Source organism: Chryseobacterium sp. B21-037 (genome assembly GCF_028570785.1).
Lineage (GTDB): Bacteria > Bacteroidota > Bacteroidia > Flavobacteriales > Weeksellaceae > Chryseobacterium > Chryseobacterium proteolyticum.
This window is the reverse complement of record NZ_JALGCB010000001.1, coordinates 3,462,567-3,477,236: the sequence shown is the minus strand read 5'-3', so window position 1 is coordinate 3,477,236 and position 14,670 is coordinate 3,462,567. Positions and strand designations below refer to the sequence as shown.

9 protein-coding genes are annotated in these 14,670 nt (G+C 38.6%); 3 read left to right on the top strand and 6 right to left on the bottom strand.

Annotated elements, in window-relative coordinates; genetic code table 11:
- The first annotated feature begins 27 nt into the window (after positions 1-27).
- Positions 28-1,821 carry a metallophosphoesterase family protein gene (locus MTQ00_RS15385; protein WP_273650190.1) on the top strand — a complete coding sequence of 598 codons (1,794 nt, stop codon included), beginning with the start codon at positions 28-30 and terminating at the stop codon, positions 1,819-1,821.
- Between the two features lie 127 nt (positions 1,822-1,948).
- On the opposite strand, the gene MTQ00_RS15380 is transcribed toward MTQ00_RS15385, so the two are convergent.
- Complete coding sequence (locus MTQ00_RS15380; RefSeq protein ID WP_273650189.1) at positions 1,949-3,016, bottom strand: phosphatidylinositol-specific phospholipase C1-like protein; 1,068 nt, start codon at positions 3,014-3,016, stop codon at positions 1,949-1,951.
- A 327-nt stretch (positions 3,017-3,343) separates the two neighbouring features.
- Between MTQ00_RS15380 and MTQ00_RS15375 the strand changes: the two genes are divergently transcribed.
- Entirely contained in the window at positions 3,344-6,388 is a 3,045-nt protein-coding gene (locus MTQ00_RS15375) for a SusC/RagA family TonB-linked outer membrane protein (protein WP_273650188.1), read from the top strand.
- Positions 6,389-6,405: 17 nt separating this feature from the next.
- Complete coding sequence (locus MTQ00_RS15370) at positions 6,406-8,172, top strand: RagB/SusD family nutrient uptake outer membrane protein (RefSeq protein ID WP_273650187.1); 1,767 nt, start codon at positions 6,406-6,408, stop codon at positions 8,170-8,172.
- 68 nt (positions 8,173-8,240) lie between these two features.
- Here MTQ00_RS15370 and msrA read toward each other — a convergent pair whose 3' ends face one another.
- The 5 genes from msrA to MTQ00_RS15345 all read right to left on the bottom strand — a co-directional run bounded on the left by msrA (position 8,241) and on the right by MTQ00_RS15345 (position 14,669).
- Positions 8,241-8,795 (bottom strand): peptide-methionine (S)-S-oxide reductase MsrA, encoded by a 555-nt coding sequence (msrA, locus tag MTQ00_RS15365; protein ID WP_273650186.1) that lies wholly within the window; start codon positions 8,793-8,795, stop codon positions 8,241-8,243.
- Between the two features lie 235 nt (positions 8,796-9,030).
- The gene (locus MTQ00_RS15360) at positions 9,031-9,999 is read right to left on the bottom strand and encodes an ROK family protein (protein ID WP_172281487.1); all 969 of its coding nucleotides are present in this window, start codon (positions 9,997-9,999) and stop codon (positions 9,031-9,033) included.
- A gap of 87 nt (positions 10,000-10,086) precedes the next feature.
- Complete coding sequence (locus tag MTQ00_RS15355; protein WP_273650185.1) at positions 10,087-11,298, bottom strand: PepSY-associated TM helix domain-containing protein; 1,212 nt, start codon at positions 11,296-11,298, stop codon at positions 10,087-10,089.
- A gap of 51 nt (positions 11,299-11,349) precedes the next feature.
- A complete protein-coding gene (locus tag MTQ00_RS15350; RefSeq protein WP_273650184.1) occupies positions 11,350-13,467 on the bottom strand; it encodes a TonB-dependent receptor in 2,118 nt (705 codons plus the stop codon).
- Positions 13,467-14,669, bottom strand: coding sequence for a PepSY-associated TM helix domain-containing protein (locus MTQ00_RS15345; RefSeq protein ID WP_273650183.1), 1,203 nt, complete (start codon positions 14,667-14,669; stop codon positions 13,467-13,469). The genes MTQ00_RS15350 and MTQ00_RS15345 overlap by 1 nt, the downstream gene beginning before the upstream one ends.
- Between the last annotated feature and the right edge of the window lies 1 nt (position 14,670).

The following is a 14,670-nucleotide window of genomic DNA, read 5'->3' as shown; positions in this document are numbered from 1 at the left end:
TCTTCTAATTTTCGGGTTATTTTTACCATGTTAAAAAAAGGAATTCTCTCCACTTTACTTTTTGCTTTTACTTATTTATCTGCCCAACAAAATCCGGTGCAGATTGCTTTTCTTTCGGATGTGCATTTTCATGATGTATATGGAAGTTTTTCGGATCATGATTTTAAAGGAATTGTTAATCCTAAAACAGGAAAAGCAACCATTTTGAGGACAATGGATGCTCAATTGCATTCCACACGAGTTTTTAATGAAAATTATTTTGCCTTCCTGAAAGCGCTGGATGATATTGCTGCGAAAGGAATTAAGATTGTTGCCATGCCCGGTGATTTTTCGGATGACGGGCAAGCGTACAATATACGCGGGTTGCAACGGATTCTGAGGACGTATCATGAAAAGTATGGGATTAATTTTTACATAACAACGGGAAATCATGATCCTGTCGGGCCATTTTATAAGGATGGAGGGAAAGATGATTTTTTAGGAAGCGATGGAAATGCATTGGGGGTTTACAGTAATAAAACCCTGTCAAAAAATAAACGGAATATTATTACGAAGGACATTGCAGAATCGGGGTATCTCGAGATTTTGAATGAACTTAAAGATTTCGGTTTTTACCCGCAAAAAGGGAATCTGTATTGGAGTACTCCTTTTGCCAGCTATTCTTATTCCGCCTACTCCTATGATCATGCAATGAAATGTGCCAATTACCCTAACAGGATGTATGAAGTCTCCAAAGGATTTTCAGTCCCTGACTTAAGCTATGTGGTAGAACCGGTAAATGGTGTTTGGATGATGGCTATTGATGGAAACACTTATATTCCCAAGAATCTCAATAAGGGCTCGGATGATCCCGGAAATTATAACGGAGCGAGTATAGGATATAATAATGTTCTGACGCATAAAAAGCATTTGATCCAATGGGTAAAGAAGATAGCAGCAGAAGCTGAAAGAAATGGCAAAACTCTGATTGCTTTTACCCATTACCCGATGATCGATTTTAATGACGGGGCCACAGATGAGATCAAAAATCTTTTAGGAGAGAAGAAATGGCAGCTGGAAAGGGTTCCAGAAGAAGAAGTAGCCAAAGACTTTGCAGATGCCGGGTTGCAGATTCATTTTGCAGGACATATGCATATCAATGATACGGGGATACGGAAAATAGGGGATAAGATGCTGGTGAATATACAGGTTCCTTCTCTTGCAGCCTATTTACCAGGTTATAAAGTGCTTACTATTCATTCACAGGATGTAATGGAAGTAAGGACAGAAGTTTTACATGAAGTTCCCCGTTTTGATGAGTTGTTTCCTTTATACGAAAAGGAATACAAAGCATTGCAAAAAATTCCGGGGAAGCTCCTGTGGAATAAAGAAATCCTGAAAACAAAATCCTACCATGATTTCATGTTATTTCATCTTAGGGAATTGGTTCGCCTTCGGATGATCCCGGATGACTGGCCAAAGGATTTTATTGAAAAAGGGAAATCCTTATCAGGGAAAGAATTGCTTTTGCTTTCTGAGGGTTCAAAATATACATTGCCAAAAAATATCAATATAAATTCGTTCAAAAAATGGAATCTTGAAGATCTGTTGTTCGACCTGTATAAATTCCAGTCTGCTGATGAACTTGCACAAGAGGATATTTCGAAGGAAAGGGGGATGCAATATCAGGTTCTGATAAAATCTTTTGAGCAAAATCAATCGAAGGATCCTTTTATATTAAAGCTAAAATCTGTCTTCAGGATCTTATCCCTGCTTTCAAACGGAGATCCGGCTGACCATTTTGAAATTGATTTGAAAAAGCAATCAGTAAAAAAACTGTAGAGGAATCTTATGTTGAATGGCTGAATCCTGCTCTCAAACCTTCGTTATTAAAAGATCTTTTAAAATAAAAAGAAAGCAACCTTATGCTAAGACTGCTTTTCTTTGATATGAATGTGAACGTGTGTAATTATTGTCCGTTTACCGGATTTTTTCTTTCATAAGTATTGTTTTCAAAACTTACCTTATAATCTGATTTAAAAAGACTGCTGGGTAAGTAATAATCTGTTGAAATTATTTGTGCCCCGCTTGCTTTGGCTTTTTCAAACCTTGAATAATCCCCGGCTCTCGCTTCCATAGTATCTGCATCTGCCCTGGTGCGGATAATGTATCCTTTTAGTACGAGTTCCCGGATTTCAGGACCGGGATCATTCCTGAACAATACTGCAGCTTCCGGGGTTCCGGGTACTGAATTAGTGAATATCATCCTTCCCGATAAAGAAGCGTGTCCCTTGATATAGAGATCTCTGTTTTCTCCGTTGTTATCCAGCACAAAAAGAAACTTTCCTTTGGCATTTTTTACGGTCGGCCAGTTCTTGTGAAGGACTGCTTCGTTCAATGTGGTATAGGATCCGCGAATATCATCCGGGGTGATGATCTTGTTTTTACCGAGGTAGTTTTTTAGCTCGTTATCAAGGTCATCGAATAATTGGCTTGTAAAGTGCTCCGGTTCGGTTCCGAATGTGTTGGCTCCACCATCTTTAGGTTCCAGGGTAATGAATATAGGGTCGTGATCAGGGTGTGCGTCGGACCATTTTTTAAGATCTCTTAAACACTCTTCAAGTGTAAAATACCAGGTCTGGTAATCAATATCCGTAATATGGATCATTTTGTATCCCGGCTTTTTCATTTTCCCTTCCGGATCAAAAGGTTGTTTTGTTTTGACAAGATCTAAAATTTTCGGGTGAGCATATTTTCCGCCTTTGCTGTCTGCATACACATCAAGTTCGAGATTCCGTAATCCTAAATCCAGCTGTTCCGGGATCGCGATATGCTCGTATTGAATTTTAGGCAGGGAATGTAATGAATCTTTTTTTGCCAGAAAATCATAAACCTCAGGAAGGATTGCTTTCTTATAGCTGTTATGGGAGCCGATCACCTGGATTTCATTCATCTTTACATCATCCAGATTCTGTCTCTGTGCCCATAGCAAAAAATAGGGCGATAAGGATAACAGAAAAACGGCAGCCTTTTTCATAATAACTCAAATTTTGTCATGGCGAAATTAGCGACTCTTGTTCTTAGATAATTTATATATTATGTTAATAAATTTTTAAGATTATGTAAATAAGGTAAAAGATACTGTTTGTAAAACTCTGAAAGTTAAAGCGATATTATTTTCTCATTTTGGGATATTTATATTTTGTTGATCTTAAGATAATATTATGTTAAAATAGTTTTTGGGGAAATGGATTTACTTTGTATGCCGAAAATAAGCTGTGAAAAGAGTTAAAAAAAAACCACTGTTGCGGGAACAACAGCGGCTTTTTACTAAGCAAATGTTTATTACAATTTACTTAATGATATGTACCACAAAATTAATTTTTTTAAATTTAAAAAGCTAATTCCAATAGCGTTAATCTTTCTGGTGGCCAATCAGGCCAATGCAGAGGGGTTTACGACCATTAGCCCTGTTTACTCGCAGGTAAATGAGACGATTTCCGGAGTTGTTCTGGATCAGGAGGGATCACCGGTTGAGGGGGCAAAAATTATGATTGTAGAAACGGGAGCTACAGCCATCTCAGATGCTTCAGGAAATTTTAGCATTTCTGCTTCTATCGGGCAAACATTATCAGTCTCTTATGATGGTTATGAAGTTCAGAAGATGAAGATTGACGGAACTTCTGTTTCTGTACGGTTAAAATCCAAAAAAGCAGCAACTTCTATCGAAGAGGTAACTTTAGTAGGTTATGGATCCCAGAAAAAATCTGATTTAACAGGAGCTGTCAGCCAGTTGAAGGCTGAAAACTTCAAAGAAGGAATGAACATTTCTGTGGATAACCTGATGCAGGGAAAGATTGCCGGTGTTCGTATAGTTCAGTCAAGCGGTGAACCGGGGGCCGGAGTGAACGTGTCTATTCGTGGGATTGGTTCAATAAGGAGTGGTAGTACTCCTTTATTTGTTGTAGATGGTGTTCCTTTAAGTAATGATGCGGTGAGTGCAACAAGCCCGAATGTAGGTTTAGGAAATGCACAGGCAAAAAATCCGTTAAACTTTCTGAATACCAGCGATATCGAATCAATCACCGTCTTAAAAGATGCTTCGGCTGCTGCCATTTATGGAGCCCGGGGATCGAATGGAGTTGTTTTGATCACCACGAAAAGAGGAAAGAGGGGAGAACCTATGTTTACCTATGATACCTATCTTGGTTTTTCTTCTGTTATTAAGAAGCTGGATCTGCTAACGGCAGATCAGTACAGAGCTGCCGGAGTTGATAAGCTTTATGATCACGGAGGAAATACGGATTGGCAGGATGAGATCTATAGAAACGCGGTGTCTCAGAATCACTCGGTATCATTTTCAAAAGCTACGGAAACAGGAAATTATTTTGCTTCCATTTCTCACATGGATCAGGACGGTATTGTTCTCAACAGTGGTTTTAAAAGAACAACTGCCCGTCTGAATGCAGAAGAGTCTTTTTTTGACAATAAAAGGCTAAAGGTTAAAGTAAACCTTACGGCAAGTGACATCAGGGAAACAGGAATCCCGAACGGAGGTAATGCAGGATCGGATGGTCAAGTCATTATTCATGCCCTGATGGCGAACCCAACCCGTTCTGTTTATGATCAAAACGGGAACTTCACTAATTTTAATATGAACGCTCATTATAATCCATTATATCTGTTAAGTGTTTATAATGACAAGACCAATACCTTCAGGGTTTTGGGAAATACAGAGGCAACTTTAAGGATCTTGCCGGGATTGAATTATAAATTCAATTTAGGGATCGATAAAACAATGTCGGAGAGAAACACCACTATGTATCCGAATATTACCGACAGAACTCCCAAAGGAATGTATGTTCAGGCCAATCTTGATTCTTATAATATTCTGTTGGAACATTACTTAACCTATGATCTTAGTTTAAATAAGCATAATTTCAGTTTGCTGGGAGGTTTTTCATATCAGAAATTCAAATCTACAGGAACTTATTTCGGAGTAAAGGATATTGCTGCTCAGGGAGCGGGAATTGCACCGGAAATTAATCCGGGATATTCAGGAACGGCATTTATTCCCGGAGCGGGATATGCGCAGGAAAATGAATTGCAGTCCTATTTCGGAAGGGTAAATTATAATTTTGATAAAAAGTATTTACTAACAGCTTCATTACGAGCAGACGGTTCCACTCGTTTTGGTAAAAATAATAAATACGGATATTTCCCTTCATTTGCGGTGGGGTGGACGATTTCCAATGAAAACTTCTTAAAGGACTCTCAGATCATCAATGAATTAAAATTAAGAGGTAGCTGGGGACAAACCGGTAACCAGGAAGTTCCGAACAAAATTACACAAGCGAGTTCTTCACTGACGCAAGCTGCGGGATATTATCTGTATGATAACTTAAATCTGATCAACGGAGTGGCCATCAATAGAACGGTAAATCCTGACCTGAAATGGGAAGTTGTAGAGCAGACCAATATTGGGACAGATTTCAGTCTATGGAAAAATAAATTGTACGGATCATTGGAATATTATCATAAGACGACGAAAGATCCTATTTTAAATATTCCTTCAAGACCTTTGAGCCCAACAAGCACTGTTTGGAAGAATGTTGATGCGCAGATTGTCAATAAAGGTTTTGAATTCAGCTTAGGTTCAGAGATCATGAAAAATGAAAATTTTACATGGAACCTTGATGTGAACGGAGCGACAGTGAACAATGTTGTAAAAAATCTTCCGGTATCAGCGATTTACTCTGGTGAAGTTTCAGGACCGGGGCTTTCCGGGGTAACGGCGAATATTTACAAAAACGGATATGAGGCGGGTTCTTTCTATATGTTGAATTATCTCGGTGTTGATGCCAACGGAAAATATATCTATGAAGATATTAACGGAGATGGAAGAATCGATCAGAATGACAGAAAAATTTTCGAAGGAGCTATACCCAATTTTACCTTCGGGATCAATTCTTATATGAAATACAAGCGATTTGATTTTGCATTCTCTTTCATCGGACAAACCGGAGGCTATCTTGTTAATAATACGGCGCTTGACCTGAATATCAATAACCTAGCCTCAGACAGGAATGTTTTGAAAAATTTCTACGATTCGGGAGCAAGTTTCACCAATCAGCCCCAACTGTCCTCTTTGTATCTTGAAAAATCCGATTTCCTTCGTTTGAACAACGTAAGGCTAGGATATACTTTCGACATGGGACAACTGAAATTTTTAAAGAGCATTAATCTCTACGTAAGCGCACAAAATTTATTTACCATCACCAGTTATTCGGGATATGATCCTCTTGTTGATACGAACAAACAAGTAGGAGGGAACCAGTCTCTGGGAATCGACTATACAACATATCCGTCTGCCAAAACATTCATTTTGGGGGCAACTGTTAAATTTTAATTTGAGTTAAAGAAATCATGAGATCTAATTTTTTAAATATTAATAAAATTATTTTATCCATTGCTGCATTGGCCTTAATGGGATGTACAAATCTGGATGAAAAAGTAATCGATGAGGTCCTGGGTTCTGAAGTTGCAGATCCAGAGGCTGCTTTGGCTGCTGCTTACAGCCAGCTTGGCGAAGGAACTTTTGTAGACCATGGAAGTGTTTTTGCTTTGCAGGAATATTCTACGGATGAAGCCATTCTTCCTACGAGAGGAAGTGACTGGGGAGACGGAGGAAAGTGGAGAGCTATGCACGAATTTACTTGGGATGCCAACAGTGACGTGGTTAAAACGACATGGAACCAGCTGAACTTCGGGATTACCAAATCTTTAACGGCAATATCGAGCGCTAACAAAAGTACAGGAGCCAATAAAACATTATTTTTAGCAGAAGCAAAAGGATTATTGGCATATTATACTTATACAACCATCGATTTATTTGGACAAGCTCCTTACAGGGATCCGGATAATATCAATGCCCCGATTGTGATCAGAAAGGCAGATACTACAATTGATGCTTTAATCACTGAAGTAGCAGGGCTTATTCCCAATTTAGCAGATATTAAAACTCAGAATACCCATGCAGGAAGGTTTACAAAGCAAGCCGCCTATGCACTTTTGGCAGATATGTACCTGAACAGGGCAGTTTTAAAAAACAAAACGGCAGGTACTTTCAATTTTACGGAACAGGCTGTAAGTGGGGGAGGAAATGATATGGATAAAGTGATTGAATATTGTAACTTGTTGATTAATAATCCCAACTTTAGCTTAGAGTCTAATTATTTTCACAATTTTGATATCAATAACGATACGAGCAAGGAGATGATCTTTACTATTGTTCAGAAAAAAATAGCCAGTTCAGACAAGGGTTCGGATAACGATTTAGCGTATATGTCAATGGAAAGGAGCCAGAAGCCTTCACCGGATAACAGAGGAACAAATGCATCATGTGTCACTCCTGAATTCTATTACTCATGGAACGGGAATCATGATGACCCCCGTTTTCAAAGAACCTATCAATATGAGGACGGAACATGGTTCAGAAATGACGGAACTGATGTGAGCGTGCCTTCAACAAGTAAAGTGGAAGGAACAGGAAAACCCTGGTTTCATTTTAACAGAGGACTGCAGGTGGGTCAGCAATATGGGCCTAAAATTCTTCAAAATGGAAATTTCGATATGACCGCAGATGGAAGAATTAAAGTATTTAAGTTGTTTACAGAAAAAAACACAACGCTTGCTGCAGATTTCACTCCTGAACTGAATTTTGATAACCCTTCTGAGGCTGTATTTACGCAGGCGCAGATCAACAGAGGAGTAAGAAATTTCAAATTTGAATTTGATCCAGGCTATGGAAACAACGGAACAAGCGGAATGGACGTCCCATTATACAGATTGGGAACAATCTATATGATGCGTGCAGAAGCCTATTTCAGAAATGGAAATATAGCAGCAGCGTTGGCCGATGTTAATAAATTAAGAACCAGCAGGACCCGCGAATCTTTATACAATAATGCTCCGGGTGTTGCGATTGCTTCTCTTGATGCAAATACTTTATTTAAAGAGTCCGGCTATGAACTGTATTGGGAGATGTACAGAAGGAAAGCGATGATAAGATTTGGGAAATTCGATCTTCCGGGAACGGCTAAGTCAGCGTCCCAACCTTACAGAAGAATTTTCCCGATTCCTCAGGCAACACTTGATGCATCAAATGATTTTACTCAGAATCCGGGCTACTAGTTTTTCTCATATAAATGATTATTTTCTGCAAAGAAAAGCGAAGAGAATAATCTCTTCGCTTTATTTTTTTATTCAGCATTCAACATGTTCAGTTCTCCGAAATGTTTTTTGAATTTTTGAATTTTAGGGCCTACCACAGCACTGCAATAAGGTTGTGTAGGATTTTCATTGTAATACCCCTGATGGTATTGCTCAGCAGGCCAGAACTTATCGAATTTCGTTAATTCGGTAACATATTCTCCGGACCATCTCCCTGATTCTTCAGATACCCTGATGGCTTCTTCTGCTTTTTGCTTTTCCGCATCATCTTTATAGTAAATAACAGAACGGTATTGTGTTCCGATGTCATTTCCCTGTCTGTTAAGCTGTGTTGGATCATGAAGGAAAAAGAATACATCCATCAATTGTTCGTATGAAATGATCTTAGGATCATAAGTGATCTGTACTACTTCTGCATGACCTGTATTTCCTGTACATACTTCTTCGTAGGTCGGATTCTCTTTATGTCCTCCTGAATAGCCTGAAATTGCAGATTTTACACCCTTTAGCATGTTGAAACAGCTTTCTACACACCAGAAGCATCCACCGCCGAAAGTAATCTGTTCTAAATTATTGTTATCCATTGTAGGTTGATTGTTTGAATTACCGGTTTCTTTATCTATCCTATACTATAAAGGATATCAAAAAGCTAATCAAAAATATGAAAAACTTTTTCATTTTTTACGGGAACTGTCATGAGAATTTGTACATATTGCTCGTGATTTGCAGCGAGCCGAAAATCAAATATTCCGGATAATATAGGACAAAATAAAAAGCACCCTTAAAGGATGCTTGATTATATCTTTAAATAGCGTCAGATTATTTTTCCCAAACCAAGGCACTTGCCCCCAAAATAGCAGCATCCGCTTCATCAAGTTCGCTGAAAACCAATTTAACTTTATTTCTGAAAATCGAAAGAAGGTTTCTTTCCATATGAAGTTTTGCAGGTTTCAGGATAAAATCTCCGGCTTTAATAACTCCACCAAATAAAAGAATCGCCTCAGGAGATGAGAACATAACAAAATTAGCCAATGCCTCCCCTAATTTCTGTCCCGTGTATCTGAATACTTCGATAGCAATAGGATCTCCTTTTAATGCACATTCATGAACCGTTTTAGAATTGATCGCCTCTTCAGGATACTGGTTCAACAGGGATTCAGGAAATTCAGCCCTCATTTTTTTAGCCGTGATTGCAATTCCTGTAGCGGAGGCATACGCCTCAAGACTTCCTTCAGAACCGGTACTCCAATGCTTTCTTCCTCCCGGTTTCACAATAGTATGCCCGAGTTCACCGGCAAAACCATCATGTCCGTAGATCAGCTTTCCACTGGCCACGATACCGCTTCCTACACCTGTCCCTAAAGTGATCATGATAAAATCTTTCATTCCTCTTGCTGCTCCGAAAAGCATTTCACCATAAGCTGCAGCATTGGCATCATTGGTAATGGTACAAGGCAGATTGAATTTGGCTGTCATTAATTCAGCAAAAGGAACAACTCCCTTCCAGGGAAGATTGGGAGCCTGCTCTATGGTTCCGGTGTAATAGTTCCCGTTAGGAGCACCTACACCAATGCCATCGAAATTTTTTTCATTGCCGTACTTTTCAATCAGAGGGTGAACCTTTTCATGCAGGGCTTCGATAAAATCTTCAACCTTTTCATATTCATCTGTTCTCAGGTGCCCTTTTTCAAGAACCTCTCCTCTGTGGTTTACCACTCCAAACTTTGTATTGGTACCACCAATATCAATTCCTATGGCAACATGTTTTGATAAATCTATTAATGACATTTTCTATTCTAATAATTCTGAAGGGTTAAAATTATAAAAAAGATTGTATTAATGGATTATTAACGAAGAATTTATTAAAAAAAGTTTTCAGGCCGTTTTGGGTGTTTTCTTTTTTCTTCTTCCCCACCATACGAGGAAGCCAGTCACTGGTAATGAGGCACATATGAGACTTACAACAAAGGCAATGATTTTTGTAGGAAGCCCCAATATGGATCCGACGTGGATATCGTAATTTGCTCCCACTACTTTTTCTCCGAAATTTTTGTCTTTAGGATCGTGAGTGTGAAGAAGTTCACCTGAGTTTTCATCAAAAATTAAGCTGCTGCTTTTATGATAAGAATAGGATAGGTGCTTTACGTATACTTCAAAATTAGGATGCTCGTGATCATCCATATGTTCGTGCCCGAGATCTATAGAAAAACCAAAGGAATCCGGATATTTCTCTTTAACAGTATTGCTTATTTTATCGAGTGTGGTTTCTGTTCTCTGCTCTATCGGAGCCTTTGTCTTGATATGGGAAAAATCAGGATAAACGGTACTTCCTCCTGAAAAGATCACATAGATTGCTGCCTGAACAAAAAAGAAGGCATAAAATAAACCTGTAATAGAGAATATTAAAGCGAAAACGGAGGCGTAAAAACCTAGTACATTGTGAAGATCATAGTTCTTTCTCTTCCAGCTTTTGATATTTTTCCATTTGAAAGAAAAACGTTGTTTCCTCGCCGCTTTATTTTTCGGCCACCACAGTACGATCCCCGTAATCAGCATGATGACGAATATAATAACGGGAATCCCAACAAGGTATTTTCCCCAGTCCTGTTTCATTAAAAAGCTCCAGTGGATCATTTTTACGATCTGGAAAAATCCGTTTTTTTCGTCATACGTTCTTAAAACTTTTCCGGTGTAAGGATTTACGTAAGCCGCTTTATAGACAGGATATTCATCAAAGTAATTCCAGGCATCGGTGTTGTGTTCGTACCAATAGAAAATGTATGACATCTTTTTGTCAACAGGAATGTTAACCCAGTGAACAGGATATTTCTCTTTTACCTGTTCGGTAACTGATTTTTCCAGCACCCTGATCGGCAGGATCTGTTTTTGATCTATATTTTGCTCGTTATGATAGATAACATCTTTTCGGGTAACGTTTTCAATCTCATCCTTAAAAACATATAATGCTCCGGTGATGGAAATAATGAAAATTAAAAAGCCGATTCCCAGCCCAAACCACAAATGCAGCTTGGCAGACCACTTTTTAAAAAATCCGGGCTTTTTTTTATGGTGATGTTTCTTCTTCATATCGTAACAGAAAGTCGTGCAAAGATAACACTTAACTTTTATTTAGATTAATTAAAATTTATATTCGATCATGAAAGTTCCTCTCATCCCTAAAGAATTGATGAAGTCACTATCTCTTGCAGACCACCATGCGATAGAAGGTTGGTAGAGTTTATTGAAAAGGTTTTCTATTCCTAAAGAAACTTTCCAGTTATTATTGACTTCATAGCTGGACTTAAAATTGAAAACAGTGTAATCCGGAACCCGACCTTCACCGTAAGCATATAATCCTGTTTTTGTATTAGGCTCGAACCTGTCCTGTTTAAAGGCATGAAGCATATCAAGTCCTAAAGATAATGCCTTCACAGGCCTTACCTGAACATAAGCCAGGACCTTCGGAGCAGAAATTCTGCTGTTGTTGATTTTTGCAGAATAATCCCCGTCATTTTTTATAGAAGTAATGCCTTCCATCCAGCTGTAGCTTCCACCGAAATTAATCCATCGGGTAGGCGTGAAATGTAAAAATCCTTCTACTCCATATACTACTTCGGGAGACCTTTGAATGGTTAAAGCACGGTCCGGGCTCTGAACAAATGAAGCTCCTAATTTTGAAGTACTTACATAAGATGTAATTTCGTAATTGATCCATTTGGAAATCTGACCTGTGGCTCCCAATTCATAATTGTTAACAATAATAGGTTTGGTTTCGAGGTTTTGTATAGTTCCTTCCGTAGATGTCCTGAGGATCCTGCCCAGTTCATTAATCGAATAGGCTTGTGAAAAGCTTCCGAATAAATTGATATAATCTTCAATATTATAACGCACCCCAATGTTTCCTACAAAGGCGTTGTACTTTAAGTCTCCGCCGGTAACAAAAATACTTTTTGTGAATGTGCCGTCGTTTTTAATGGATGAGAGAGTATTGAAATCACCTACCTTAACTTTTATATTCTCATAACGGACACCTCCTTTAATGGTAAGCTTTTTTAAAAGATCAATTTTAATAAGTGCAAAAGGAGCAATGTTGGTCATGTCCATGTCCGGAGTCCAGTAACGGCCATCTTCAAGCTTCTGTACGGTTTGATCATTAAGTATATCGACTCCGTAAATAACTTCTGCCTGGGAGTTTTTCGTATTCCACAATTGAGTATCAAGATTAATACGGGCACCTTTTTTCTTGGAAATAACGTTGGACTGCCCTCCGTTCAGGAATGTATCACTGTATCCATACACTGTTCTGAAGTCCTGATAATAAAGGTTTACATTCAATGATGTCCCTTCAAACAGGTTTTTATTATCGTAGCTTAATTTATAGTTATGGTTTCTTGGTGTTCCCTGTGGAGTAGTTTCAAGATTTTTCCCCCTTCCTTCACCGATTGTTGGGGTAACTCCGTATTTTCCGGTTTTTAATCCTAAATCCAGATCTGATTTCGAAGCATATCCTAAATATGAAGCCTCAATTCTTTGATTAGGGGTCAGGTTATATCCCAGTTTCAGCATTCCGTTGTAATTGTCCATTTTTGCCGTACTGTAGGTAGGGCTGAGGTTTACACCGTCAGCATCCTTCAGGTATCCCGTTCTTTCGTAGGCCAATGAGGCCACATAATCAAATTTGTCTGTGATCTTTCCGGATAAAAGCTGGCTTGCCCTGAATCCTAATGTCCCGCCATAAGGCTGACCTGTAAGTCCGATCTGTGAAAGACCTGAAATCTTTTGATCCGATCTGCTTCTTTTGGTAATATAATTAATGATACCTCCGTCCGCTCCGTTTCCATATATCGACGAAGCACCTTTAATAACCTCGATTCTTTCAATAACCGACGGATCAATAGATCTTATATCCCTTGCTCCGTTTCTAAGTGGAGTAGACTGAGGAACCCCGTCAATAAGTACCAATACCTGGCGGCCTCGGAGGGTTTGTCCTGAATTGGAAGTTTGTCCCGAACTTGGTCCCAAACTCGGAACAGTATATTGAAGGATACTGGTAATATCCGAATTAACCGTCAATTGAGATTGTACCTGCTTTTCCCCGACAATGGTAATAGAGCTAGGAACTTCCTTGATATTTTCTTTTTTTCTTGAAGCCGTAAGTACAACTTCTTCAACATTCCTGGTTTGTAGTGTATCTTTAACTTGTGCAAAAGCAGTCACTGTTCCCAGGCATGCTACTGATAAAAAAGCTTTTTTCATTATATTTTTTTCCCTTGTTTCTTTCTTTTTCCCCACCATACCAGAAATCCGGTGACAGGTAATGATGTGCAGATAAGCCCTGCAATAAACCAAATGATCTTTCCCGCCAGGCCGAAATAAGAACCTGTATGGATGTCATAGTTGGCATTGGAATATTTCTCTGCAGCAGATAAATTCTGATGAGGTCGGTTTGCCAATAGTTTTCCGGAGTACTTATCGAATATGAGAACATTTCTTTCGCTGTACCTTCCGTCCTGCTGATAAATGGTTACCGGAATGTTCTTCAGTTCTTTTCCTTTTTTATTCTTTCCGTTCAGAGGAATTCTGAAACTTGAAGAAGACGCATATATTTTTCTCGTTTCATTGGCTGCCAGATCAAAAACTCTATTGTTTTTTGCCAGTAGCGAATCCGGAGACTTGGGTTGCTTTTCTTTTGGAAGTTCAAATGATCCGGATAAAGTGAAATTGAAGGCATTTTTAACGTAAGGGTAGGTAAAGTAAATACCGGTAATCGCCATAAGTAAAGCAATAAACGAGGAATAAAACCCCAGAACATTGTGGAGGTCATAGTTTTTCCGTTTCCAGGTTTTTATATTTTTCCAGTTAAACCAGAAGCGCCCTTTTCTTGCTTTTTTATTTTGAGGCCACCATAATACAATTCCTGTGATCAGCATTACAATAAAAAGAACCACTGGAATTCCCACCACATATTTTCCCCAATCCGATTTCAGAAGAAGACTCCAGTGAATATATTTTAAAATGGTAAAGACATCATATTTTTCATCATAAACAGCCAGGATTTCACCGGTATATTGGTTAACAAAAACCTGCTTATTGATCAATACTTCCTGAAAATAATTCCATCCCTTTTTCCCTTTTTTATAATATAAAAAACCATAAGATTTTCCTTTATCCATTGGGATCTCAACAGAACTCAAAGGATATTTTTCATTAAGTTCCAATGTTACTTTTTCACGGAGAAGGCTAATTGGTAAAGATTGTTCCCGGATGGTTTCTCTTTTGAGTTCTATAGCATCTTTTCGGATTATATTCTGGATTTCATCCTTAAAAACATATAAGGTTCCGGAAAGGGAAACAATGAATACGATCAAACCCACAGATAAGCCGAACCACAAATGCAGCTGGGCAGACCACTTTTTTGTAGCGGATGGTTTCTTCTTATGATGATGTTTTTTACGCATA

Coding starts and splice junctions, on each gene's coding strand:
- msrA (WP_273650186.1), bottom strand. CDS start 8,795: ATGGATAACAATAATTTAGAACAGATTACTTTCGGCGGTGGATGCTTC.
- MTQ00_RS15385 (WP_273650190.1), top strand. CDS start 28: ATGTTAAAAAAAGGAATTCTCTCCACTTTACTTTTTGCTTTTACTTAT.
- MTQ00_RS15345 (WP_273650183.1), bottom strand. CDS start 14,669: ATGCGTAAAAAACATCATCATAAGAAGAAACCATCCGCTACAAAAAAG.
- MTQ00_RS15370 (WP_273650187.1), top strand. CDS start 6,406: ATGAGATCTAATTTTTTAAATATTAATAAAATTATTTTATCCATTGCT.
- MTQ00_RS15360 (WP_172281487.1), bottom strand. CDS start 9,999: ATGTCATTAATAGATTTATCAAAACATGTTGCCATAGGAATTGATATT.
- MTQ00_RS15380 (WP_273650189.1), bottom strand. CDS start 3,016: ATGAAAAAGGCTGCCGTTTTTCTGTTATCCTTATCGCCCTATTTTTTG.
- MTQ00_RS15350 (WP_273650184.1), bottom strand. CDS start 13,467: ATGAAAAAAGCTTTTTTATCAGTAGCATGCCTGGGAACAGTGACTGCT.
- MTQ00_RS15355 (WP_273650185.1), bottom strand. CDS start 11,298: ATGAAGAAGAAACATCACCATAAAAAAAAGCCCGGATTTTTTAAAAAG.
- MTQ00_RS15375 (WP_273650188.1), top strand. CDS start 3,344: ATGTACCACAAAATTAATTTTTTTAAATTTAAAAAGCTAATTCCAATA.